The organism is Halarchaeum sp. CBA1220 (assembly GCF_003721175.2).
GTDB classification, from domain to species: Archaea; Halobacteriota; Halobacteria; order Halobacteriales; family Halobacteriaceae; genus Halarchaeum; species Halarchaeum grantii.
Genome location: NZ_CP054707.1, coordinates 1,191,561 through 1,213,001, shown reverse-complemented (window position 1 = coordinate 1,213,001; position 21,441 = coordinate 1,191,561). Strand labels below are relative to the sequence as shown.

The 21,441-nt window shown below is 68.7% G+C and carries 20 protein-coding genes; 13 read left to right on the top strand and 7 right to left on the bottom strand.

The features are described from left to right. Positions 1–208: 208 nt before the first annotated feature. Positions 209–1,579, bottom strand: coding sequence for a geranylgeranyl reductase family protein (locus EFA46_RS06470; protein ID WP_123074081.1), 1,371 nt, complete (start codon positions 1,577–1,579; stop codon positions 209–211). 109 nt (positions 1,580–1,688) lie between these two features. Here EFA46_RS06470 and EFA46_RS06465 point away from each other — a divergent pair, with 109 nt between their 5' ends. Next, complete coding sequence (locus tag EFA46_RS06465; RefSeq protein ID WP_123074082.1) at positions 1,689–2,021, top strand: 2Fe-2S iron-sulfur cluster-binding protein; 333 nt, start codon at positions 1,689–1,691, stop codon at positions 2,019–2,021. Between the two features lie 18 nt (positions 2,022–2,039). Here EFA46_RS06465 and EFA46_RS06460 read toward each other — a convergent pair whose 3' ends face one another. After that, positions 2,040–3,044: a phosphate uptake regulator PhoU gene (locus tag EFA46_RS06460; RefSeq protein ID WP_123074083.1), complete on the bottom strand. Its 1,005-nt coding sequence runs from the start codon at positions 3,042–3,044 to the stop codon at positions 2,040–2,042. 220 nt (positions 3,045–3,264) lie between these two features. On the opposite strand from EFA46_RS06460, the gene EFA46_RS06455 reads away from it, so the two are divergent. From EFA46_RS06455 to phoU, 6 genes are all read left to right on the top strand, one after another. After that, entirely contained in the window at positions 3,265–4,353 is a 1,089-nt protein-coding gene (locus EFA46_RS06455; protein WP_123074084.1) for a PstS family phosphate ABC transporter substrate-binding protein, read from the top strand. A gap of 94 nt (positions 4,354–4,447) precedes the next feature. After that, positions 4,448–5,548 carry a PstS family phosphate ABC transporter substrate-binding protein gene (locus tag EFA46_RS06450; protein ID WP_123077238.1) on the top strand — a complete coding sequence of 367 codons (1,101 nt, stop codon included), beginning with the start codon at positions 4,448–4,450 and terminating at the stop codon, positions 5,546–5,548. Continuing rightward, a complete protein-coding gene (pstC, locus tag EFA46_RS06445) occupies positions 5,545–6,612 on the top strand; it encodes a phosphate ABC transporter permease subunit PstC (RefSeq protein ID WP_123074085.1) in 1,068 nt (355 codons plus the stop codon). Before EFA46_RS06450 ends, pstC begins: the two co-directional genes overlap by 4 nt. Beyond that, positions 6,609–8,219 (top strand): phosphate ABC transporter permease PstA, encoded by a 1,611-nt coding sequence (pstA, locus tag EFA46_RS06440; RefSeq protein WP_123074086.1) that lies wholly within the window; start codon positions 6,609–6,611, stop codon positions 8,217–8,219. Before pstC ends, pstA begins: the two co-directional genes overlap by 4 nt. 3 nt (positions 8,220–8,222) lie before the next feature. Then, a complete protein-coding gene (pstB, locus tag EFA46_RS06435) occupies positions 8,223–9,134 on the top strand; it encodes a phosphate ABC transporter ATP-binding protein PstB (RefSeq protein ID WP_123074087.1) in 912 nt (303 codons plus the stop codon). 56 nt (positions 9,135–9,190) lie between these two features. Continuing rightward, positions 9,191–9,871, top strand: coding sequence for a phosphate signaling complex protein PhoU (phoU, locus tag EFA46_RS06430; RefSeq protein WP_123074088.1), 681 nt, complete (start codon positions 9,191–9,193; stop codon positions 9,869–9,871). A 485-nt stretch (positions 9,872–10,356) separates the two neighbouring features. On the opposite strand, the gene EFA46_RS06425 is transcribed toward phoU, so the two are convergent. Both EFA46_RS06425 and EFA46_RS06420 read right to left on the bottom strand, forming a co-directional pair. Further along, on the bottom strand, positions 10,357–11,595 hold the full coding sequence (locus EFA46_RS06425; RefSeq protein ID WP_123074089.1) for a mandelate racemase/muconate lactonizing enzyme family protein: 1,239 nt from the start codon (positions 11,593–11,595) through the stop codon (positions 10,357–10,359). Positions 11,596–11,643: 48 nt separating this feature from the next. Then, positions 11,644–12,858: an HAD family hydrolase gene (locus EFA46_RS06420; RefSeq protein WP_123074090.1), complete on the bottom strand. Its 1,215-nt coding sequence runs from the start codon at positions 12,856–12,858 to the stop codon at positions 11,644–11,646. A gap of 157 nt (positions 12,859–13,015) precedes the next feature. Between EFA46_RS06420 and gfcR the strand changes: the two genes are divergently transcribed. Both gfcR and EFA46_RS06410 read left to right on the top strand, forming a co-directional pair. Beyond that, a complete protein-coding gene (gene gfcR / locus EFA46_RS06415) occupies positions 13,016–13,663 on the top strand; it encodes a transcriptional regulator GfcR (protein ID WP_123074091.1) in 648 nt (215 codons plus the stop codon). Positions 13,664–13,768: 105 nt separating this feature from the next. Continuing rightward, positions 13,769–14,185 carry a glutaredoxin gene (locus tag EFA46_RS06410; RefSeq protein WP_123074092.1) on the top strand — a complete coding sequence of 139 codons (417 nt, stop codon included), beginning with the start codon at positions 13,769–13,771 and terminating at the stop codon, positions 14,183–14,185. 51 nt (positions 14,186–14,236) lie between these two features. On the opposite strand, the gene EFA46_RS06405 is transcribed toward EFA46_RS06410, so the two are convergent. Continuing rightward, entirely contained in the window at positions 14,237–15,070 is an 834-nt protein-coding gene (locus EFA46_RS06405; RefSeq protein ID WP_123074093.1) for an aldo/keto reductase, read from the bottom strand. Between the two features lie 139 nt (positions 15,071–15,209). On the opposite strand from EFA46_RS06405, the gene EFA46_RS06400 reads away from it, so the two are divergent. Next, positions 15,210–15,917, top strand: coding sequence for an AMP-binding protein (locus EFA46_RS06400; protein ID WP_123074094.1), 708 nt, complete (start codon positions 15,210–15,212; stop codon positions 15,915–15,917). Here the strand turns inward: EFA46_RS06400 and EFA46_RS06395 are convergent. Then, positions 15,914–17,032, bottom strand: coding sequence for an aminotransferase class V-fold PLP-dependent enzyme (locus EFA46_RS06395; protein ID WP_123074095.1), 1,119 nt, complete (start codon positions 17,030–17,032; stop codon positions 15,914–15,916). The genes EFA46_RS06400 and EFA46_RS06395 overlap by 4 nt on opposite strands. 39 nt (positions 17,033–17,071) lie before the next feature. Continuing rightward, entirely contained in the window at positions 17,072–17,599 is a 528-nt protein-coding gene (locus EFA46_RS06390; protein WP_123074096.1) for an NUDIX hydrolase, read from the bottom strand. A 189-nt stretch (positions 17,600–17,788) separates the two neighbouring features. Here EFA46_RS06390 and EFA46_RS06385 point away from each other — a divergent pair, with 189 nt between their 5' ends. The 3 genes from EFA46_RS06385 to EFA46_RS16185 all read left to right on the top strand — a co-directional run bounded on the left by EFA46_RS06385 (position 17,789) and on the right by EFA46_RS16185 (position 21,426). Then, positions 17,789–19,540 carry a 2-oxoacid:acceptor oxidoreductase subunit alpha gene (locus tag EFA46_RS06385; protein WP_123074097.1) on the top strand — a complete coding sequence of 584 codons (1,752 nt, stop codon included), beginning with the start codon at positions 17,789–17,791 and terminating at the stop codon, positions 19,538–19,540. After that, positions 19,537–20,403, top strand: a complete 867-nt coding sequence (locus tag EFA46_RS06380) for a 2-oxoacid:ferredoxin oxidoreductase subunit beta (RefSeq protein ID WP_123074098.1) — start codon at positions 19,537–19,539, stop codon at positions 20,401–20,403. Before EFA46_RS06385 ends, EFA46_RS06380 begins: the two co-directional genes overlap by 4 nt. A gap of 126 nt (positions 20,404–20,529) precedes the next feature. Beyond that, positions 20,530–21,426, top strand: coding sequence for a hypothetical protein (locus EFA46_RS16185; RefSeq protein ID WP_123074099.1), 897 nt, complete (start codon positions 20,530–20,532; stop codon positions 21,424–21,426). The last annotated feature ends 15 nt before the right edge of the window (positions 21,427–21,441 follow it).

Genomic DNA, 21,441 nt, shown 5'->3' with positions numbered 1-21,441 from the left:
TGCTCGTATTTGGGGGTTCGTGGCGAGAAAGAGCGGTTTCGAGAGAGCTAGCGTCCGCGACCCGAGCGGCTCGGTAGAGCCCGGTAGGGTCACGGTTCACCGTGCGAGCAGAGCGAGCACGGGCCAAGGAACGACCGTAGGGAGTGACGCAGGCTTTTGGTCGAGCTTTTGCCCGCGTCAGCTTTGCTGACGCGCAGCAAAAGGTCGTTTAGTACTTCGGGTCGGCGCCGGTGACCTCGTAGACGTCCTCCATGATGTCGTCGCGCTGGGCCTGCCAGCGCTCGAGGCCGTCGGGGGAACTCGGGTAGTCCTCGTAGTGGGCGAGGAGGCGGTCGGCGACCTGCTTCGTCTGGTACATCTGGTAGATCTGGCCCCAGTGGCCGAAGCTCTTGACGGCGACCTTGGCGGCGAGCGCGGGCCCGAAGCTCGCGCTGCCGGCGTAGAGCGCCTCGCTGAGCTGTTCGCCGGGGAGGTTCGCGAGGAGGCTCATGAGGTCGTCGACGTCGACGCCCGTGGAGAGGATGTTGTAGACGTCGAGGGCGGCGTAGCGCGCGCCGAAGTGGTCCATGACGCGCTCGTTGTACTCCCAGAGGGCGTCCTCCGAGAGGTCGCCGTCCTCGATGCCCTCCATGGCGGCTTCGGCGGCGTACTTGCCGGCGTAGGCGGCGCCCGCGATGCCCCCACCGGTCGTGGGGTTGACGTGGCCGGCGGCGTCCCCGACGGCGACGTAGCCGGGGTGGACGGCGGAGTCGTAGGGGCGTCGCGTGGGGAGGGCGGCGCCGAGTTTGTCCTTCACTTCGGCGCCCGCGAACTCCTCGCGGTCGCGGAGGTCCTCCTTGAGGTCCTCGATCATGTGCATCGGCTCCTCGTTCATCTGGAAGCCGAGGCCGGCGTTGATCTCGGTGCCGGTGCGCGGGAAGTACCAGAGATACCCCGCGGCCCGCTTGGTGGGCTTGAAGACGAGGGCGTCCTGCCACTCGACTTCCTCGGGGACCTCGACGATCTCGCGGTAGGCCGAGCAGAACTGCGAGTAGTCGACGTTCGTGTCGAAGGTCGACTCGCTGAAGTCCGTCTTGTCCTGGAGGAGCGAGAGCGAGCCGGCGGCGTCGACGACGATGTCGGCCTCGTACGCCACGTCCTCGCCCTTGCGTTCGGCGGTGACGCCGGTGACCCGGCCGGAGCGGTCCTGTTCGACGTCCTGGACGACGGTGTCGTAGTGGAACTCGGCGCCCTGCTCCTTCGCGCCCTCGATGATGAGGCGGCCGTACTTCCAGCGGTCGATGACGGCGAGCTCGCCGGGAATCGGGATTTCGAGGACGGTGTCCTCCTGGGGAATCTCGAAGCGCCCGTGGTCGACGTCGGTGTTGGTGAAGGCGGGTTCGAGCTTGGACTTCGGGATGGCGGCGGGGAAGTTCGCGGCGCCCTTGAGGGCGTCGCCGCAGGCGATGTGGCCCGCCTCCTCCTCGTCCTTTCGTTCGACGACGACGACGTCGTAGCCGGCCGCCGCGGCGGTGGCGGCGGCGTAACAGCCGGAGGTGCCGGCGCCGACGACGACGAAGTCGAACTCGTGGGTACTCATATCGCGGTGAATGTGACGGGCCGTGAAAACTCTTTACGGAAAATCCGTCGCTTCGTCGGGGACACGGGGCGATAAAGAGTTTTATCGCCGCTCCACAAAACGGCGTCTCATGACCGAACACACCGTCGAGTTCGTCGGCCGCGAGGAGACCATCCAGGTCTCCGAGACGGAGACCATCCTGACGGCCTGTCTGCGCGAGGGCATCGCGCAGGAGTACTCCTGTCGCGTCGGGATGTGTCTGGCGTGCTCGGCCGAGATCGTCGAGGGCGACGTGGCGCAGCCGGCGGCGCGCGGGCTCAGCGAGGAGGAGGCCGAGGAGTACTGTCTGACGTGCATGGCGCGACCGCTCTCCGACCTGACGCTCGACCGCGGGAAGTACCCGCCGAGCATCGAGACGGAGACGGTGGACGCTACCGGCCCCGTGACGGCGGACGACGACTGAGTCGCTTCGGCGCCGCCCTCAGAGGTCGGGCGCGGGCGCGGCCTTCTGGAGGGCGGTCTCGGCGACGTTCCCGCCGTAGTCGGCACACCGGGAGAGCGAGTCGACGACGAGGCCGAGATGCTGGGCCTCGTGGGGTTCGAGGTCGCGGAGGATGTCGTCGAGCGCGCGGGCGTGCTCGTCGATGTCGAGGACGGACTCGCGCGCCTGGTTCGCGAGGTCGGTGGCGTCCTCGCGGTCGTCGGTGAACAGCGCCTCCATCGCGGTGTCGACGATGTCGGCGGCGTCCGCGTGGAGGTCGGCGAGTGCCTCGGCGGCCTCCGCGGGGACTTCCTCGTCGAGTTCGAGCGCGACGTTCGCGATCTTCGCGGCGTGGTCGCCGATGCGTTCGAGCTGGCGCGCGCTCGAGTGGTAGTCGAAGCAGGTCTCGCGCGAGACGCCGATCTCCTGGGCGGTACGGGGGGAGCGCAGGGCGCCCCGGAAGATGCGCGAGACGACGAACCAGAGGCGGTCGACGTCGTCGTCGCGCTCGATGACGTCCTCGGCCATGTCGTGGTCGTTCTCGCAGAGCGCGGTGACGGCGTCGTCGAGCATCGAGAGGGCGATGAGGCGCATCCGACGGACGGCGTTGTGGATGGAGAGCTCGCTGGAGTCGAGCAGGTCCTGAACGACGATGCGGTCGCCGGTCTCCTCCAGGACTTCGAGGCCGACGAGGCCCTGCGTGGCGTTGCGGACGACCCGTCGCTGTGCGGACGTGATGCGGTCGGCCTCGAGGACAAGGACGTCGAAGCCGCTGACGTACATCGTCATCACGGTACGCGTGAGCGCGTCACCCTCCATGCCGGAGATGTCGAACGTGCCGCGCTCGGCCTCGTCGTCGGAGACCGGCGAGAGCAACAGCGACCCGCTGTCCGGGTGGAAGGCGATTTCGTCGCCGGCTTCGACGTCGTGTTCGCGCGCCCAGTCCTTCGGAATGGAGACGGTGAACGTCGAGCCACCGGTGACCTGCACCTTGCGGCGTTCCATATGCCACCTATGAACAGGTACCATATATTAATCTTCGTATCTATATATTCCCTATTGGTGGGCCACACACCCTCTACGGGCCACATATGTCGATATATACGTTCCAGAACAGAGAACTATGTAGTAGTCTATATCTATATGGTCGCATCTACGGTGGTACGTTCTACAGTATATACATCATAGAAGCGTACATACGTCTCTCAGCGACTTCGATCACGTGATGGCACGGACGAGCGGTTCCAACACGGTCTCGCGCAGGAAGGTCCTCTCCGGCGTCGGCATCGCCGGCCTCGGCGCGCTCGCCGGCTGTACCGGCGGGCAGCCCGGGAGCGAACCGGACGGCGAGACGAGCACCGATTCGGGTGGGTCGAGCACGTCGAGCCTCCGCGCGGGCGGGTCCTCGACGGTCTACCCGGTCGCGAACACGGCCGCGTCCTACTGGACGGCCAACGCACCCGCCTCCGACACGGAGTACTGGGGGCCCGAGCAGTACGGCATCGACACCGACCAGAGCCTCGCCGACTACTGGGCGGGCCGCTACGGCTTCGAGTCCGGCGACTCCGGCGTCCCCTTCTCGGTCGCGGTCGGACTGAGCCACTCGGGGACGGGCATCGAGAAACTCCGGAAGGGCCAACTCGACCTCGGTAACTCGAGCGCCCCCGTCTCCGCCGAACTCCCCGACGCCACCGAGGAGGAACTCGCGGAGTTCACCGACCACGTCGTCGGCGTCGACGCCCAGCCCATCGTCGTCTCGCAGGAAATCTACGACGCCGGCGTCACCGAGATCACCATCGAGGAGCTGCGCGCGATCTATCGCGGCGAAATCACGAACTGGTCCGAACTCGGCGGCCCCGACTCGGCGATTCAGGCGGTCGGACGCGCCGAGGGGTCGGGCACCGACACCGCGTTCCGAGTGAACGTCCTCGGCGGTGCGAACGCGTCGATGGACGGCGTGGACCTCCGGAAGGGCGAGAACCAGCAGGTCAAGACCGTCGTCGCGAACTCCAACAACGCCATCGCGTACATGGCGCTCGCGTTCGTCGAGGCGGACGGCGGTGTGCCGCCCATCGGCCTCGAGATCGACGGGACGACCTACGAGTACGGGCGGAACCTCGCGGACGAGGACTACCCGCTCGCGCGGGACCTCCACATGTACTCCTACGGCGGCACGTCCGAGAAGGAGGCCGCCTTCCTCGACATGATCATCAGCGACTTCGGACAGAAGAACTTCGTCGAGACCAACAACTACGTCCCGCTGACGGACGAGCGGCAGGAAGCGGAGCGCGAGAAGCTCCCGGACCCGAACTGAGCGGCGGCCGGCACGCGCCGTCTCTACCGACCTATATAGACGTACATACTGATAATAGTAGGGTATTTATTCATATGTGGCCACGTTCGTGATGATGACCGACGAGCCGGTTTCTCGGCGTACGGTCCTCGCGGGTGGGGTAGGACTCGCGGCATCGTTCGCTGGTTGTATCAGTACGAGTAAGACACCGCCGGGGAGCGGTGGGTCAGGCACCGACTCGACGTCGTCGGACGGCGGCGACGGGGACGACGGCCCCGGAATCCTGAAGTCGGGTGGGTCCTCGACCGTCTACCCGATCGCGAACAACGCGCAGGCGTACTGGAACGCCAACCGCCCCGCCTCCGACACGGAGTACTGGGGGCCCGAGCAGTACGGCATCGACACCGACCAGAACCTCGCCGACTACTGGGGCGGCCTCTACGGCTTCGACAACGGGAACGGCGGCGACGCCCCCTTCCCCGCGACCGTCACCCTCAGTCACTCGGGGACGGGCATCGAGAAACTCCGGAAGGGCCAACTCGACCTCGGTAACTCGAGCGCCCCCGTCTCCGCCGAACTCCCCGACGCCACCGAGGAGGAACTCGCGGAGTTCACCGACCACGTCGTCGGCGTCGACGCCCAGCCCATCGTCGTCTCGCAGGAAATCTACGACGCCGGCGTCACCAAGGTCACCGCCGAGACGCTGAAAGCAATCTACACGGGCGAGATCACGAACTGGAGCGAGGTGCCCGGCTACGAGGGGCCCGAGAAGTCCATCCAGGTCATCGGGCGCGCGGAAGGATCGGGCACCGACACCGCGTTCCGACTGAACCTCTTCGGCGACCCCGACGCCGAGATCTCCGGTGTCGACCTCCGGAAGGGCGAGAACCAGCAGGTCAAGACCGTCGTCTCCAGCTCGAACAACGCCATCGCGTACATGGCGCTCGCGTTCGTCGACGACTCCGTCCCCGCCATCACGCTCGTCTTCGACGGGAAGGAGTTCATCCCCGGTGAGAACCTCGCGGACAAGGACTACCCGCTCTCCCGGGACCTCCACATGTACTCCTACGACGGCACCTCCGAGCAGGAGGCCGCCTTCCTCCGCATGATCATCAGCGACTACGGACAGGAGAACTTCGTGAAGCCGACGGGCTACGCCGCACTCACGGACGAACGACAGCAGAACCAGCTCTCGAAGCTCCCGGACACCAAATGAGCGCGATCGACGACACACGCCCCGGGCGGTTCGAGCGCCTCGACGAGGGGACGCGCCGCATCGGCGCCGGGAGCGCCCTCTCCATCGTCGCGACCGTCGCGGCGTTCCTCGTCCTCCCCGCCGCGACCATCTTCCCGCTCCTCGGGTTCCTCGCGGTCGTCGGCTACGGCTGGTGGCGCTATCAGGAGGCCACCGCGAAGGTCGTGATGTCGCTGATGACCGCCTCCACGGTGATCATCCTCAGCCTCATCACCGTCTACCTGCTCTGGCAGTCTGTCCCCGTCCTCGAGCAGATGGGGCTCAGTCTCTTCACGCACGTCGGCGACACCATGTGGTCGCCGAACACCGGCGTCTTCTCGCTCGTCCCGATGATGTGGGGCACCCTCCTCACGACCATCATCGCGATGTGCGTCGCCGGCCCGCTCGGCATCGCGGGCGCGCTCTTCACGAGCGAGATGGCGCCCCGGTGGGCGCGCGAGATCATCAAGCCCGCAATCGAGGTGCTCGCCGGCATCCCCTCCATCGTCTACGGCTTCCTCGGCTTCGTCATCGTCAACGACTACATGATGCGCGAACTCTCCCTCCCGATCTACGGCAGCCTCTTCGGCGCGGGCGTCGTCATCGGCCTGATGGCGCTCCCGACCATCGTCTCCGTCGCCGAGGACGCGCTCGACGCCGTCCCCGACGAGATGAAGGACGGCTCCGTCGCGCTCGGCGCGACCGGCTGGCAGACCATCACGGACGTCACGATTCCCTCCGCGTTCTCCGGCATCTCCGCCGCCGTCATCCTCGGCGTCGGGCGCGCGCTCGGCGAGACCATGGCCGTCACGGTCATGCTCGCGCACACGCAGACGCTCCCCGAGCCGCTCTACGACGTCTTCGGAGCGGGGGGACAGGAGACGCTCACCAGCCTCATCGCCAGTCAGTACGGCATCGCTTCGGGCGACCACATGAGCGCGCTCTTCGCCGCCGGCGTCGTGCTCTTCATCACCGTCCTCACGCTCAGCATCGGCTCACAGGTGGTCGAGGCGCGCATGCGCGAGAAGCTCGGAGGTGAAGCATGAGCACGCAGAACGAACTCGTCAAGGAGGGGAACTCCACGCTCGACGTCGCGGCGCTCGTGCTCTCCGGCGGCGCGCTCGTCGGTGCTCTGCTCGGCGCGCTCGCGCTCTTCGAGGTCTTCGCCGTCACCGACACCGTCGCCGGGCTGTCCGTCGCGCGCTGGTTCGGCGTGCTGCTCGCCGCGCTCGGCCTCGGCACGCTCGGCGTCGGCGCCGCCTCGCGGAGCGGCCTCGTGCGCTCCGAACCCGACCGGACCGCCGGCCCGGTCGCCGGCACCGTCTTCGGCCTCGTCGGCTTCGTCGCCGGCGGCCTCGTCGCCTCGCAGACGCTCGGCCTCGGCACGCTCTGGCCGGTCGCCGCCGTGCTCGTCGCCGCCGCCACCGTCGTCGCGACCGTCTACCCGCGCGGCGACGTCGGCGCGACGCTCCCGAGCGGCCTGCTCGCGCTCCTCGCGGGCACGGTCGTCGCCGGCGGCGTCGTCGTCCCCGGCTGGTCGTGGACGCCGATAGAGGGCTCGTTCACGCTGAACGCCGACATCGCGATTCCGCTGCTCGCCATCGCCGTCGGCTTCCTCATCGCGTGGATGGCCTCGCGCGCCTACGGCGGCTTCGGCACGCACGGCAAGCAGTCCGGCGCCTACCTGCTCGTCTCCGCGAGCGCCGCCGGCATGCTCCTCCTGCTCGTCCTCCTCGTCTCCTACATCGTCGTTCGCGGCTGGGCGCCGATGACCGAGGGCGTCAAGTGGGGGCTCTTCTGGGCGAACTGGACGTACTTCTACGTCCCGCCGATCGACCGCTACGTCATCATCGACGGACCCGTCCTCTGGTTCCATTGGCCGTTCGTGATGAACGGCTACGCGCTGTTGAACGACGTCAACGGCATCATGCCGGCGGTCGTCGGCACCGTCTGGCTCGTCCTCGGCGCCGTCCTCTTCGCGGTGCCGCTGGGCGTCGGCGCCGCCGTCTTCCTCACCGAGTACGCCGGCCAGTCCCGCTTCACCGCGCTCGTCGAGGTCTCCACGAACGGCCTCTGGAGCACGCCGAGCATCGTCTACGGCCTCTTCGGCTGGGCGTTCCTCGTCCCGCGACTCGGGAACAACCAGTCCATCCTCGCCGGCCAGCTCGTCCTCGGGTTCATGCTCCTCCCGCTCGTCATCATCACGAGCCGCGAGGCGCTGATGAGCGTCCCCGACGCCTACCGGGACGCGAGCGCCGCGCTCGGCGTCGGCCAGTGGGAGACCATCAAGAGCGTCGTCCTCCCCGCCGCGATGCCCGGCGTCACCACCGGCGTCATCCTCGGCGTCGGACGCATCGCCGGCGAGACCGCGCCCATCCTGCTCGTCGCCGCCGGCGCGCCCTTCCCGAGCGACGCCCCGAACGTCCTCTCCTCCTTCCAGCTCTCGACGGCGCCGCCGTTCGTCACGAACGACGCGCTCCTGCAGGCGACGAGCGCGCTCCCCTACCAGCTCTACGCCGTCATCACCGCCGGCGTCAACGAGAACGCCGGCCTCGCGTGGGGGACCGCACTCGTCCTCCTGCTCGTCGTCCTCTCGTTCTACGCGATCGGCATCGCCTCGCGAATCTACTTCCGCAAGCGCCTGGAGGCCTAACCCATGAGCGAACACATCGTCAACGACACCGACACCACGGAGGAACAGCCCGCGAGCACCACCACGGCCGGCGAGAGCGTCGAGGAAGTGGACCCGGAGTGGACGGAGTACGACTTCGAGGGTGAGGCGAAGTTCACCGTCGAGGACCTGAACGTCTGGTACGGTGACGACCACGCGCTCACCGACATCTCCATGGACATCCCCGAAAACTCCGTGACCGCGCTCATCGGCCCCTCCGGCTGTGGGAAGTCCACCTTCCTCCGCTGTCTCAACCGCATGAACGACCGCATCAAGGCCGCTCGCGTCGAGGGGTCCGTCCGACTCGACGGCGACGAGATCTACCAGGACGGCGTCGACCTCGTCGAACTCCGCAAGCGCGTCGGGCAGGTGTTCCAGTCGCCGAACCCGTTCCCGAAGTCCATCCGCGACAACATCGCCTACGGCCCGCGCAAGCACGGCGACATCCAGACCGGTCTGCTCTCGCGCCTCCTCGGCGGCGACGACGAGGAGAAGGAGGACGAACTCGTGGAGCGATGCCTGCGCGGGGCGGCGCTCTGGGAGGAGGTGAGCGACCGCTTGGACGACAACGCGCTCGGGCTCTCTGGCGGACAACAACAGCGCCTCTGCATCGCACGCGCGCTCGCCGTCGACCCCGACGTCATCCTCATGGACGAACCCGCCAGCGCCCTCGACCCCATCGCCACCTCCAAAATCGAGGACCTCGTCGAAGACCTCGCCGAGGATTACACCGTCGTCATCGTCACCCACAACATGCAGCAGGCCGCCCGCATCAGCGACCAGACCGCCGTCTTCCTCACCGGCGGCGAACTCGTCGAGTACGGCGACACCGACCAAATCTTCGAAAACCCGCGCAGCCAGCGCGTCGAAGACTACATCACCGGCAAGTTCGGGTAAGCCCCGAACGTTTTACCCGTCGCGCCGAACGACTACACGACCCTCAGAGACCACCCATGCCACGCGAAAGCTACCAAGCGCAACTCGAGACGATGCAGGAGGACGTCCTCTACATGAGCGAGGTCGTCGTCGACCGCCTCCGGACCGCGCTCGCCGCGATGGAGAGCAAGGACGAGCAGGCCGCCCGCGACCTCATCGCGGGCGACGACGAGGTCAACGACCTCTACCTCGAACTCGAGCAGGAGTGCATCGACCTCCTCGCCCTCCAACAGCCCGTCGCCGGCGACCTCCGCCTCATCGCCTCCTCGTTCAAGATCATCACGGACCTCGAGCGCGTCGGCGACCTCGCCGTCAACCTCGGCGAGTACACCCTCGACTCCCAGCAGGACATGTTCCCCGAGGTCGACATCAACACCATCGGCGACCACACCGTCGAGATGCTGCAGGACGCCATGGCCGCCTACGAGGCGCGCGACCCCGAGGCCTGCTACGCCATCGCCGAGCGCGACGACGAACTCGACGCGCTCTGCGAGCAGGCCTCCCAGACCGTCGTCCGCGAGCTCATCGAGACCGAGCTCGACCCCGAGGACTCCGACGAGCACGTCGAAGAGCTCATGCAGGACGTCTCCCGCATGCTCCTCACAGTGCGCGACCTCGAGCGCGTCGGCGACCACGCCGTGAACATCGCCGCGCGCACCCTCTACATGGTCGAGAACGACGAAGAACTCATCTACTAAACGACCGTTTACGCTGCGCTCGCCTCCGGCGCGCTCGGTAAAAGCTCGACCAAACGCCATCGTTCCTCCCTACGGTCGTCTCTCGTCCCGAGCGCGTCGCGCTCGGTGAACGAGCCTTCACGTGCGATGACGCGACCACCGCGACGCGTGACCTGACTCACTGCCACGGGACGCGGCCGGCCGACGCGCGAGTGACGTCGTGTGCGGCCGACGACCGGAGCGCACCGAGCGTGCGCCACCACCGGCGACACCGCGACGACGAGCGGTGTCACCGCGAGCAACGCGCGTCCCGTGCCCAGTGCTCGTCGCCAGTCAATCGACGACAGCCGTCCGTCCACCGTCGAAAAATGATGGTCAGCGTGTCGGTACGCGTTCGACGAGTCGTTTCACGTCTCGTCGAATTGGGCGGGACTACGTCCCGCGTACTCGATGAGGCTATGCCTCGTCGAACTGGGCGACGCGAAGCGTCGCTTGCTCGACGACGCTTACGCCTCGTCGAAGAGGGTCTCGCCGTCGACCATGTGCTCCTCGACGGCGTCGAGGTCGAGGGTGAGGCCGAGACCCGGCTTCTCGGGGACCTTGATGGAGCCGTCGTCGATGACGTCCTCCTCGACGAGGTCGCTCCACCAGCCGAGTTCGTAGGAGTGGTACTCGACGGCGAGCGCGTTCGGGATGGCGGCGCCGACGTGCGCGGAGGCCATCGTGCCGATGGGCGAGGAGACGTTGTGCATCGCGACCGGGATGTAGTACTGGTTCGCGACGTCCGCGATCTTCTGGGTCTCGCGCATCCCGCCGACCTTCGGGAGGTCGGGCGCGACGATGTCGACCGCCTGGTTCTCGATGAGGCGGCGCTCCTCGGTCACGCGATAGCGGTTCTCACCGACCGTGATCGGCGTGAGCGTGGACTTCGTGACCTCCTCCTGCACGTCGAGGTTCTCCGGCGGAACCGGGTCCTCGAGCCACCAGACGTCGTACTCCTCGATCTCGGCGGCGAGGCGCTTCGCGCTGTTCGGGCTGAACGTCCAGTGGCAGTCGAAGGCGACGTCCGCCTTGTCCTTCACGCGCTCGGTGACCTTCTCGACGATCTCGGCCTTGTGGCGGATCTCGCCCGGGCGGAGGTGGCGGTTCGCGCGGTCCTTCTCGTGGCCGGAGGGGACGTCGAGGTCGAACTTGAGGGCGTCGTAGCCGAGTTCGTCGACGACGCGCTCTGCCTCGTCGGCACAGGCCTCGGGGTCGGCTTCGTCCTCGGTGTGACAGTCGCAGTAGACCCGAACTTCGTCGCGGTACTTCCCGCCGAGGAGCTGGTAGGCGGGGAGTTCGGTGATCTTGCCGGCGAGGTCGTGGAGCGCGACCTCGATGCCGGCGATTGCGGTGACGGTGACGCCCTCGACGGAGCCCTCGCCGCTCATCTTCTGGATGAGGTGCTCGTAGAGCCGGTCGATGTCGAGCGGGTTCTCGCCGATGATGAACGGCGCCATCCGGTCGACGAGTTCGGGGACGCCGGCGCCCCAGTAGGCTTCGCCGGTGCCGACGACGCCGGCGTCGGTGTAGATGCGGACGAGCGTCCACGGGAAGTTCCCGTCGACCATCGTCGTCTGCACGTCCGTGATTTCGACGTCGCGACCGCCGCCGCGCTTCGCGTCGACGCCCATCGTTTCAGCGGAGAGTTCGCGCATCGTGTACTCCGCGTTCGGGTCGTGGAGCTGTCGGTAGTCCTTCGCCATGCGGGAGTGATTCACTCGACCCGGGGTAAATCTTTGGAGATTGTTCCGTTAGGATTCGTCAGCGAGTCGGTTGAGCGCGTAGACCGTGCGCAGGACGTCGCCGGCCGCGCCGCGGTCGTAGACGAGGCCGTCCGTGGACGCGGCGTGCTCGCGGACGCGCTCGCTCGCGTGGTCGGGCGCGGCGGCGATGCCGGCGTCGTTGCCCTCGGCCCACTCCATCACGCGCAGGTCGCTCTTCGAGTCGCCCATGACGAGCGCGAACGGGTCGGCGACGCCGAGGACGTCGAGGGCGGCCGTCACGCCCGCGACCTTGTCGAGTTCGTTCGCGGTGACTTCGGCGGCGTCGCCCTCGTAGTAGGCGAGTTGGACGCGGTCGAGGACGGCCTCGGCGGCGGCGTCGACGTCGTGGTCGGACGGGGGACGCGCGTCGCGCGCGTCGAGGACGGCGGCGATCTCGGGGTCGCGCGCCCCGAAGTACGCGCGGACGTCGTCGGTGCTCGCGGCGGGAATCGCGTCCGCGAGCAGTTCGGTGAGGTAGACGGTGGCGTGGTCGATGACGGCGACGGCGTCCTCGCTCCCCGTCTCGTAGTTCGGCTTCAGGGTGACGTTGAACTCGTTGCCCTGCAGGTGACAGCCGCGCCGGACGTCCTCGGGGGCGTCCGGGAGGACGCGCCCGCGAACGTAGTCGAAGACGTCGCGGACGTCGTCGTCGAGGTCCTCGTAGAGGAGGCGCTTCGTGTCGGGGCCGTGACCGGGCGTGAAGACGCCGGTGCCGGCCTCGTAGACGACGGAGACGTCGCCGGAGTGGACGAGTTCGTTCCCGAGGCCCTGAATGAGGAACCCCTTCACGTTCTCGAGTGTCTGGCCGGTGCAGACGACGATGGGGACGTCGTTCTCGTGGAAGGCAGTGAGGAGGTGGAGCGTCTCGCGCGGGATTTCGTTGTCCGTCCCGCCGGCCGAGCGCAGCGTCTCGTCGACGTCGAGGACGAGGACGTTCACGGACCGGTCGTGCTTGCTGTAGAGGTCGAGCGCGGTGAACGCCTGCTCGCGGGTCGCGTGCGCGGCGAGCGCCGCGTACGTCTCGCCGTAGGCGTCCGCGACGCGGTCGGTCCGCTCGGCGAGTTCGTCGCTCGCTTCCTCCCAGTACTCGAGGGCGACCCGGGAGTCGACGGGCGGAAAGAGGTCGACGAAGTCCTGATAGGCGCGGAGCGTGTCCACATCGAACGCCTCGTACAGCGCGTACAGCGTGTCGTACCGCTCCATACGCGGTGTCGTCGCCGTCGACACATAAAGCATCCCGGTCGGGACGCGGCGCGGTCCGCGCGGTCGAATCCGGAACTCGGACGTGAAACAACGATTTGCGTCCGGCCCGGTGTCACCAGCGAAACGCCCTTAAAAACGGGACTCGAACTCGCACGACATGAAGAACGTCGACGACCTCATCGAGAGCGCGGGCGACCTCGCCGCGCGCGGCCTCTCGCGCGGGGAGATCGCGGACGAACTGAACGTCTCGCGCGAGACGGCGAGCTGGCTCGTCGAGCGCGCCGGCCGAAGCGCGAGCGCCGTCGGCGCGGAGTCCGACGACGGCGGTGCGGGCGGCCCGCAGGACGTCCACGTCGACTGGAGCGCCATCGGGGAGGCGGGCGCGCGCCTCGCCTCCATCGGCGACGCGCTCGCGGACCTCCTGCGCGAGCACAGCCACGACGTCGACCTCGTCGTCGGCGTCGAGAAGGCGGGCGTCCCGCTCGCGACCGCCGTCTCGCGCGAGCTCGGTGTCGACCTCGGAACGTACACGCCCCGCAAGCACCAGTGGGAGGAGGGCGACATCGAGGACCTCGGCGGGAGTTTCAGCCGGAACTTCGCGCAGGTCGAGGGACGCGACTGCTTCATCGTCGACGACACCATCACCTCCGGCACCACCATCAGCGAGGCCGTCGAGGCCATCGAGGAGAGCGGCGGGAACGCCATCGCGGCCGCCGTCCTCGTGGACAAGCAGGGGGTCGGCGACGTCAACGGCGTCCCCGTGGACGCGCTCATGCAGGTCATCCGCGTCGGGAACGACGACTGACGGTCGGGCTGCGGCGTCTTCCCGCTCGCGGCCGCCCGCTGGCCGTTTGCGGTGCGCACGACCACCAGCACAACGCATTTCCACCTCGAGCGCCAACTCCGGGGTATGACCTTCGACCCGATGGGCGAGGCGCTGGACGACGAGGAGGTACCCGAGGTCGTCGACGACGCGATCTCGAACAACGAAGTCGTCCTCTTCATGAAGGGGACGCCGCAGATGCCCCAGTGTGGCTACTCGAAGCGCGCGGTCGGCCTCATCAGCCAGTACCGCGACGACGTCGAGACGGTCGACACCCTCCAGAACCTCGGCGCGTTCCGCGAGGCGCTCGACGAGCACTCGGGCTGGGAGACCATCCCGCAGACGTTCGTCGAGGGCGAGTTCGTCGGCGGGAGCGACGTCCTCGCGCAACTCGACGAGGAGGGCGACCTCGCGGCGACGCTGAACGCCGCGGACGCCGATGCGGACGTCGAGGCCGCCACGGACGGCGGCTCCGACGACGACGAACTCGACGCGCCGTTCTGAGGCGCTCTCCTCGCGTCGTTCTCCAGTTCTTTCAGGTCCTGCGAGCGACGCCTATCGCGCGTTCCAGTGCGCGAAGTCGGCGTCGACGCGCCGGTCGACGCGCTCGATGGCGTCGATGCGCCGGACGTCCTCGGCGTCGAGCTCGAGGCCGAGGCTCCGGAAGTTGTCCCGAATGTGGGCCTCGGAGGTGGCTTTCGGGATGGCGGTGACGCCCTTCTCGCGGAGCCACGCCAGGCTCACCTGCGCTTCGCTGACGCCGTGTTTCTCCGCGATGTCGCCGAGCACGGGGTCGTCGAAGACGGCGCCGCGCGCGAGCGGCGAGTAGGCGACGGTCTCGACGTCCATCTCGTCCGCGACGGCGCGGAGTTCGCGCTGCTGGAGGAACGGGTGCATCTCCACCTGGTTCGCGAAGATCGGCTCGTCGAGGACGTCGCGGGCGCGTTCGAGGTGGCGGCGGCCGAAGTTCGAGACGCCGATGCGCTCGATTCGGCCCTCGTCCTTCAGCTCCGCGAACGCCGGCAGCGTCTCCTCGGGGTCGTACGTCCGGGCGGGCCAGTGGACGTAGAGGAGGTCGACGTAGTCGACGCCGAGTTTCTCGAGGCTCTCCTCGGTGGACGCGATGACGTCGTCGTGCGCGAGGTTGTCGATGAAGACCTTGGTCGCGAGGAAGACGTCGTCTCGGTCGACGTCCGCGTCGGCGATGCCGTCGCCGACGGCGGCCTCGTTGTCGTAAGCCTGTGCGGTGTCGACGTGGCGATAGCCCATCTCGAGCGCGTTCGCGACGGCGGTCGCGCAGGCGTCGGGGTCGGCGTTCTGCCACGTTCCGAGGCCGAAGCGCGGCATGCCGTCGACACGCGGGACGTCGTCGCTGGTGAACTCCGTCATGGTGGAGACGTGGCGCGGGAGGCGAAAAGGCGTTCGGGCGTCGGCGAGTCACACCGACCACTCGGATCGTGTCCCACAGTAGCGATGGGCACGGGCGGAGAGCGCGCCGGCTTTGTGCCCCCGCGACGAAGGGGCGGGCATGGAGACGGTCTACGAGCTGCTCGCGGACCTCCCGGACGAGGCGGCCCTGCGGGAGCCACCGGCGTCGCTCTCGTCGCGGGACGTCCGGGCGACGGCGTACAAGGTCGGGAACTACCTGCGCTCGCGCGGCGTCCACGAGGGCTCGCGCGTCGGCGTCGCGGACGACGCGGACCCGAAGGTCGTCCTCGCGTTCCTCGGGTCGGCGCTCCTCGCGGCGCCCGTGACGTTCGCCCCGCCCGGGCGCTTCGACGGCCGCGCCGTCGTCGCGCCCACGGAGTCGCTGGACGGCTTCGACCTCGGACCGGGCGGCCAGCGCGTCGGCTACGGCGCGAAGCCAGCCGACCCCGCCGACGGCCACTTCGAGGGCGGCGTCTGGAGCGAGAACCCGGCGTTCCCGCCGGTGCGGTACGGCGGCGACGTGCCGGCGCTCGCCAATGTGGACGCGGGCGACGACGGGGACGGCCCGAGTCAGCGCGCGCTCCTCGACGCCGCCGCCGATGTGGCCGCCGGCCTCGACGCCGACGACGCGCTCGCGGTGCGGGCGTCGTTCACGCGGCCGGGGACGGTCGTCGGCGTCCTCGGCGCGCTCCGCGCGGGCGCGACGGTACTCCTGCCGGACGCCGAGGCGACCGGGACGGTGGCGCTCGCGGACGACGAGGGCGACGCGCCGGAGTCGACGGTGTACCGCCCCGAGGAGCTGTTCTAGGCCTCGGCGTCCGCGATACCCTCGAGGAGGGCGTCGACGTCGCCGGGCGTGTTGAAGACGTGGAAGGAGGCCCGAACGGCGCCCGTTGGGAGCGCTCGCACGACGACGTCGCGTTCTTTCAGGTTCGAAACGAGCGCCTCGGGGTCGTCGCTCTCGAAGGCGACGAGGCCGGACTCGGGCGATTCGGGGCCGAGGACGCGCTCGGCGCCGATGCCGTCGACGAAGCGCTCGGTGAGCGCGTCGATGCGCTCCTGGATGGTTCCGAGGCCGAGGTCGTCGTGGACGTCGAGCGCCTCACGGAGGCCGGCGTAGGGCGCGGGCGAGACGGTGCCGACTTCGAGGCGGCGCGCGCCCGCGTGAAATTCGTAACCGTCGGCGTCGGGTTCGCGGACGCTCCGATAGCCCACGTGGGCGGGTTCGAGGCGCTCGGCGGCCTCGGGGGCGACGTAGAGGAAGCCCGCTCCCCACGGCCCGAGGAGCCACTTGTGGCCGGCGGCGGCGACGTAGTCCGCGCCCCACGCCTCGACCGGCATCGGGGCCTGTCCGGGGACCTGAACGGCGTCGACGAGTACCTCCGCGCCCGCGTCGTGGGCCTCGGCGACGAGGTCCGCGACGGGGAGGCGGGTGCCGTGCGTCCACGTGAGCGCGGAGACGCAGACTAGGCGGGCGTCGCGGACGGCCTCGCGGTAGGCGTCGCGGTCGAGTCGCCCGCTCTCGGTGGGGACGACGCGCGTCCGGACGCCCTCGGTGTCGCGGAGGCGTCGCCACGGGAGGATGCCGGCGGAGTGCTCGACGTCGGTGCGGACGACGACGTCGCCGGGTTCCCAGTCGATAGCGGAGGCGATGCGGTTCACGCCGTCGGTGGTCGACTGCGTGAGCGCGACGTTCGCGGGGTCAGTGTGCAGAAAGTCGCCGAGGCGCTCGCGGACGCCGTCGTAGAGCGCGTGCGCGGACCGATAGGGGTCGTCGCTCGCGTGCGCCTCGTACTCGTGGTGTTCGAGCGCGGTCTCGGTGGCGTCGACGACGCGGCGCGGTGACGGGCCGCTCGCGCCCGTGTTCAAGTAGACGGCGTCGTCGAGCGCGGGGACGTCGGCGCGGAGCGTCTCCGGGTCCATACGGGAGGCGTGGGTCCGCACGCCAATACCGTTGGGGGGTCAGTCGGCGGCGGCGCGAGCGCCGATCCGCTCGCGGATGGGCGCGGCGACGGCGTCGGGCGCGGTCTCGAACCAGCGCGCTTCGGCGATCTCCGGGGCGGGGTCGAGGTCCGCGCCGAACGGCTCGCCCTCGAAGTGGACCCAGAGGCCCTCGGTGCCGTCGCCCGCCTCCACGAGCGAGAAGGACTGGCGGCGCGCGTGGAACGCGCCGGTGAGTTCGCACTCGATGCCGAGCTGGTCGGCGACGTGACGTTTGGCGGTCTGTTCGTGCGTCTCGTGTCGGGACAGCCCCCCGCCGGGCAGGTCCCAGACCTCGGGGTTGTCCCGATACCTGACGAGGAGCGCCCGCCCGTCGCGTTCGAGGAGCGTGCGCGTGCCGCCGAGGCGTCCCTCGCTCGCGCTCGCCATGCATTCGACGAGGGCCTCCTCCGGCACGACGGTCTCCTCTTCGACGACGGGGAACCGACCGTACGTCTCGCGCAACTGGTCGAGCGTCGTCTCGACAGTCGCGCTCCCCTCTCGCGACATACGGTGTACGGTAAGCGCCTCGACGGCGAAAACTATTTGGGTTGATGTCAGCCAGCCACCGATGCGGCGACCCCCGCCGCGTCCGCCGTCGGACGACGATTAACTCGGCAGAGAGTACCGTATTCGGCCACACAGGCGGTATCGTTCCTTCAGAAGTCTTTTGCTTGCCCGCTCAGAAGCGACACCCACATGCACGACGACCTGAACTGGGCCATCGGCGGCGAAGCCGGCGATGGAATCGACTCTACCGGGAAAGTGTTCGCGCAGGCACTCTCCCGCGCCGGTCGCCACGTCTTCACCTCGAAGGACTTCGCGTCCCGAATCCGAGGTGGCTACACCGCCTACAAGGTTCGCACGTCGGTCGACAAAGTACAGAGCGTCGTCGACCGCCTCGACGTCCTCATCGCGCTCACCGAACGCACCGTCGAGGAGAACCTCGACGAGCTCCACGAGGGCTCCGTCATCATCTACGACGGCGAGCGCACCGAGTTCAGCGGCTTCGAGGTCCCCGAGGGAATGGTCGGCCTCGACATCCCGCTGAAGTCGCTCGCCGAGGACGCCGGCGGCGCGCTGATGCGCAACGTCGTCGCGCTCGGCGCCGTCTGCGAGGTCGCCGAGTTCCCCATCGAGAACCTCGACGAATCGCTGCGCAAGCGCTTCGGCTCGAAGGGCGAGAAGATCGTCGAGAACAACAAGGAGGCCGCGCGTCTCGGCGCCGACTACGTCGACGAGCACTACGCGGACGACGTCGGCACGCTCGACTACGAGCTGGAGACGACCGACAACGACTACGTCCTCCTGAACGGCGACGAAGCCATCGGGATGGGCGCCATCGCCGCCGGCTGTAAGTTCTACGCCGGCTACCCAATCACGCCCGCGACGGACGTGATGACGTACCTCACGGGACGCATCGAGGAGTTCGGCGGGCACGTCGTTCAGGCCGAGGACGAGCTCTCCGCCATCAACATGGCGCTCGGCGCCGCGCGCGCCGGTGCCCGGTCGATGACCGCGACGAGCGGTCCGGGTATCGACCTGATGAGCGAGACGTTCGGCCTCGTCGCCACCTCGGAGACGCCGCTCGTCATCGCGGACGTCATGCGCTCGGGTCCCTCCACGGGGATGCCGACGAAGCAGGAGCAGGGCGACCTGAACATGCTCCTCTACGGTGGCCACGGTGAGATCCCCCGGTTCGTCGTCGCGCCCACCACCGTCGCGGACTGCTTCCACAAGACGGTGGAGGCGTTCAACCTCGCGGAGAAGTACCAGACGCCGGTCTACCTCGCGGCCGACCTCTCGATGGCCGTCACCGAGGAGACGTTCGCGCCCGAGGAGTTCGACATGGACGCGGTGGAGATCGACCGCGGGAAGGTCGTCGACGAATCCGAGATCTCCAAGTGGCAGAACGAGAAGGACCAGTTCAAGCCCCACGCGGTCACCGCCGACGGCGTCAGCCCGCGCGCCTTCCCCGGCACGGAGGGCGGCGTCCACATGAGCACCGGCCTCGAGCACGACGAGCTCGGCCGCCGGACGGAGGACACCGACGAGCGCATCGAGCAGGTCGACAAGCGCAACCGGAAGGTCGAGACCGCACGGGAGGAAGAGGACTGGAGCCCGGTCGAGTACGGCGACTCGGACGCGGACACGCTCGTCATCTCGTGGGGGTCGAACGAGGGCGCGCTCGTCGAAGCCCTCGACTTCCTCGAGGAGGACGGCGTGGACGTTCGCGTCCTCTCCGTCCCCTACATCTTCCCGCGCCCCGACCTCTCGGCGGCCGTCGAGGACGCGGAGACGACCATCGTCGTCGAGTGTAACGCCACCGGTCAGTTCGCGGACGTCATCGAGAAGGACGTCCTCGAGCGCGTCGACCGCATCAACAAGTACAACGGCGTCCGCTTCAAGGCGGACGAACTCGCCAACGACATCAAGGAGGTTCTCGCATGAGCTCCGACGTTCGCTTCACAGACTTCAAATCCGACAAGCAGCCGACGTGGTGTCCGGGGTGCGGTGACTTCGGCACGATGAACGGCATCATGAAGGGTCTCGCCGAGACCGGCAACAGCCCCGACGATACGTTCGTCGTCGCCGGTATCGGCTGCAGTGGGAAGATCGGCACGTACCTGCGCTCCTACGCCCTGCACGGCGTGCACGGGCGCGCGCTCCCCGTCGGCACGGGCGTGAAGATCGCCAACCCCGACATCGAGGTCGTCGTCGCGGGTGGCGACGGTGACGGCTACTCCATCGGCGCCGGCCACTTCATCCACGCCGTCCGCCGGAACATCGACATCACGTACGTCGTGATGGACAACCGCATCTACGGGCTCACGAAGGGCCAGGCCTCGCCGACGAGCCGCGAGGACTTCGAGACCGCGACGACGCCGGAGGGCCCGAAGCAGCCGCCGGTCAACCCGCTCGCGCTCGCGCTCTCCGCCGGCGGGAGCTTCATCGCGCAGTCCTTCTCCTCGAATGCCCTGCGCCACCAGGAGATCGTCCAGAAGGCCATCGAGCACGACGGCTTCTCGCTCGTCAACTGCTTCAGCCCCTGCGTGACGTTCAACGACGTCGACACCTACGACTACTTCCGCGACTCCATCGTCGACCTGGACGAGACGGAGCACGACCCGACCGACCGGGACGCCGCGAAGGAGAAGATCCTCGACAGCGAGAAGGAGTACATCGGCGTGCTCTGGGAGGACGAGGACGCGGTCGACTACAACACCGCCCACGGCGTCGAGGGCAACATGGCGGACATCGACGAGTCCGGCGCCCCCGAGGGCGCGACCGACCTCGTCCGGGAGTTCTACTGAGCGGCCCCCGGACGCGGTGACGGCGCCGCTGGGGCCGGTGAACCACAGCTATTTTGCAGATGGTGCGCGGGCATCGGGACGAACGATGACGCGACTACCGACGACGCGACGCGAGGGCGGAGTCCGATGACCGAGACGAGCACGCGACGAGACGTCCTCCGAGGGGTCGGCGTCGCGGTGACGGGCGTCGCCGTCGCGGGCTGCTCGACCGGCGGTGGTTCGGGCGACGGCTCCGGCGGGAGCGACGGCGGCGGGGAGCAGTCGGGCGCGTGGTTCCCGTCGCCGGACGCGCTCGGCACGTCGGGACCGTACCGGTCGCAGTACGGGGACGTCGCCGCGCTCCGGTCGGCCGCCTCCTCCGTGGACGCGACGAGCGTGGTCGAGGGTCGCATGGGCGCGAGCGCGGCGACCCGACTCGTCTCGGACCCGAGCAGCATCGAGGCCGTCGGGCGCGCGGCGGCGTCGAGCGGCACCGACCAGTTCCTCGCGGTCGCGGGGACGTTCGCGGCGTCGGACGTCCGGACGTCCTTCGAGTCCGTCGAGACGCAGGGGACGACGACGGTCGGTTCGTACACCGTCCACCGACTCGGCAACGAGAACGTGCTCGGGGTGCGGGACGGCGTCGCCATCGCGGCGTCGGACGCCGACACCGTTCGGACGGTCGCGGACGTGCGCGCCGGTGAGGCCGACTCCTACGCGGACGCCGTCCCGATGTACGCGGAGACGGCGGCGCCACTCGCGGACGCGCACCTGCAGACGCTTCGCCCCGTGCGGTCGAACGCGACCGCGACCTTCGAGGGCCTGCGGTTCCGCGGCCGGGGCATGACGGTCGCGGACGGCGAACTGCGTGTGGTCGCGGCGCTGTGCTTCGAGGACGACGCGAGCGTGCCGGAGTCCGAGATCCGAAACCGGGTGTCCTCGAGCACGGAGGGGAGCGAGAGCTCGACGCTCGAGTCGGTGACCGTCGAGGGGCGCGTCGCGGTCGTGACGGTGACGCAACCGCTCTCGCGCCTGTCGGGCTGACGCGAGTCCCCGGCA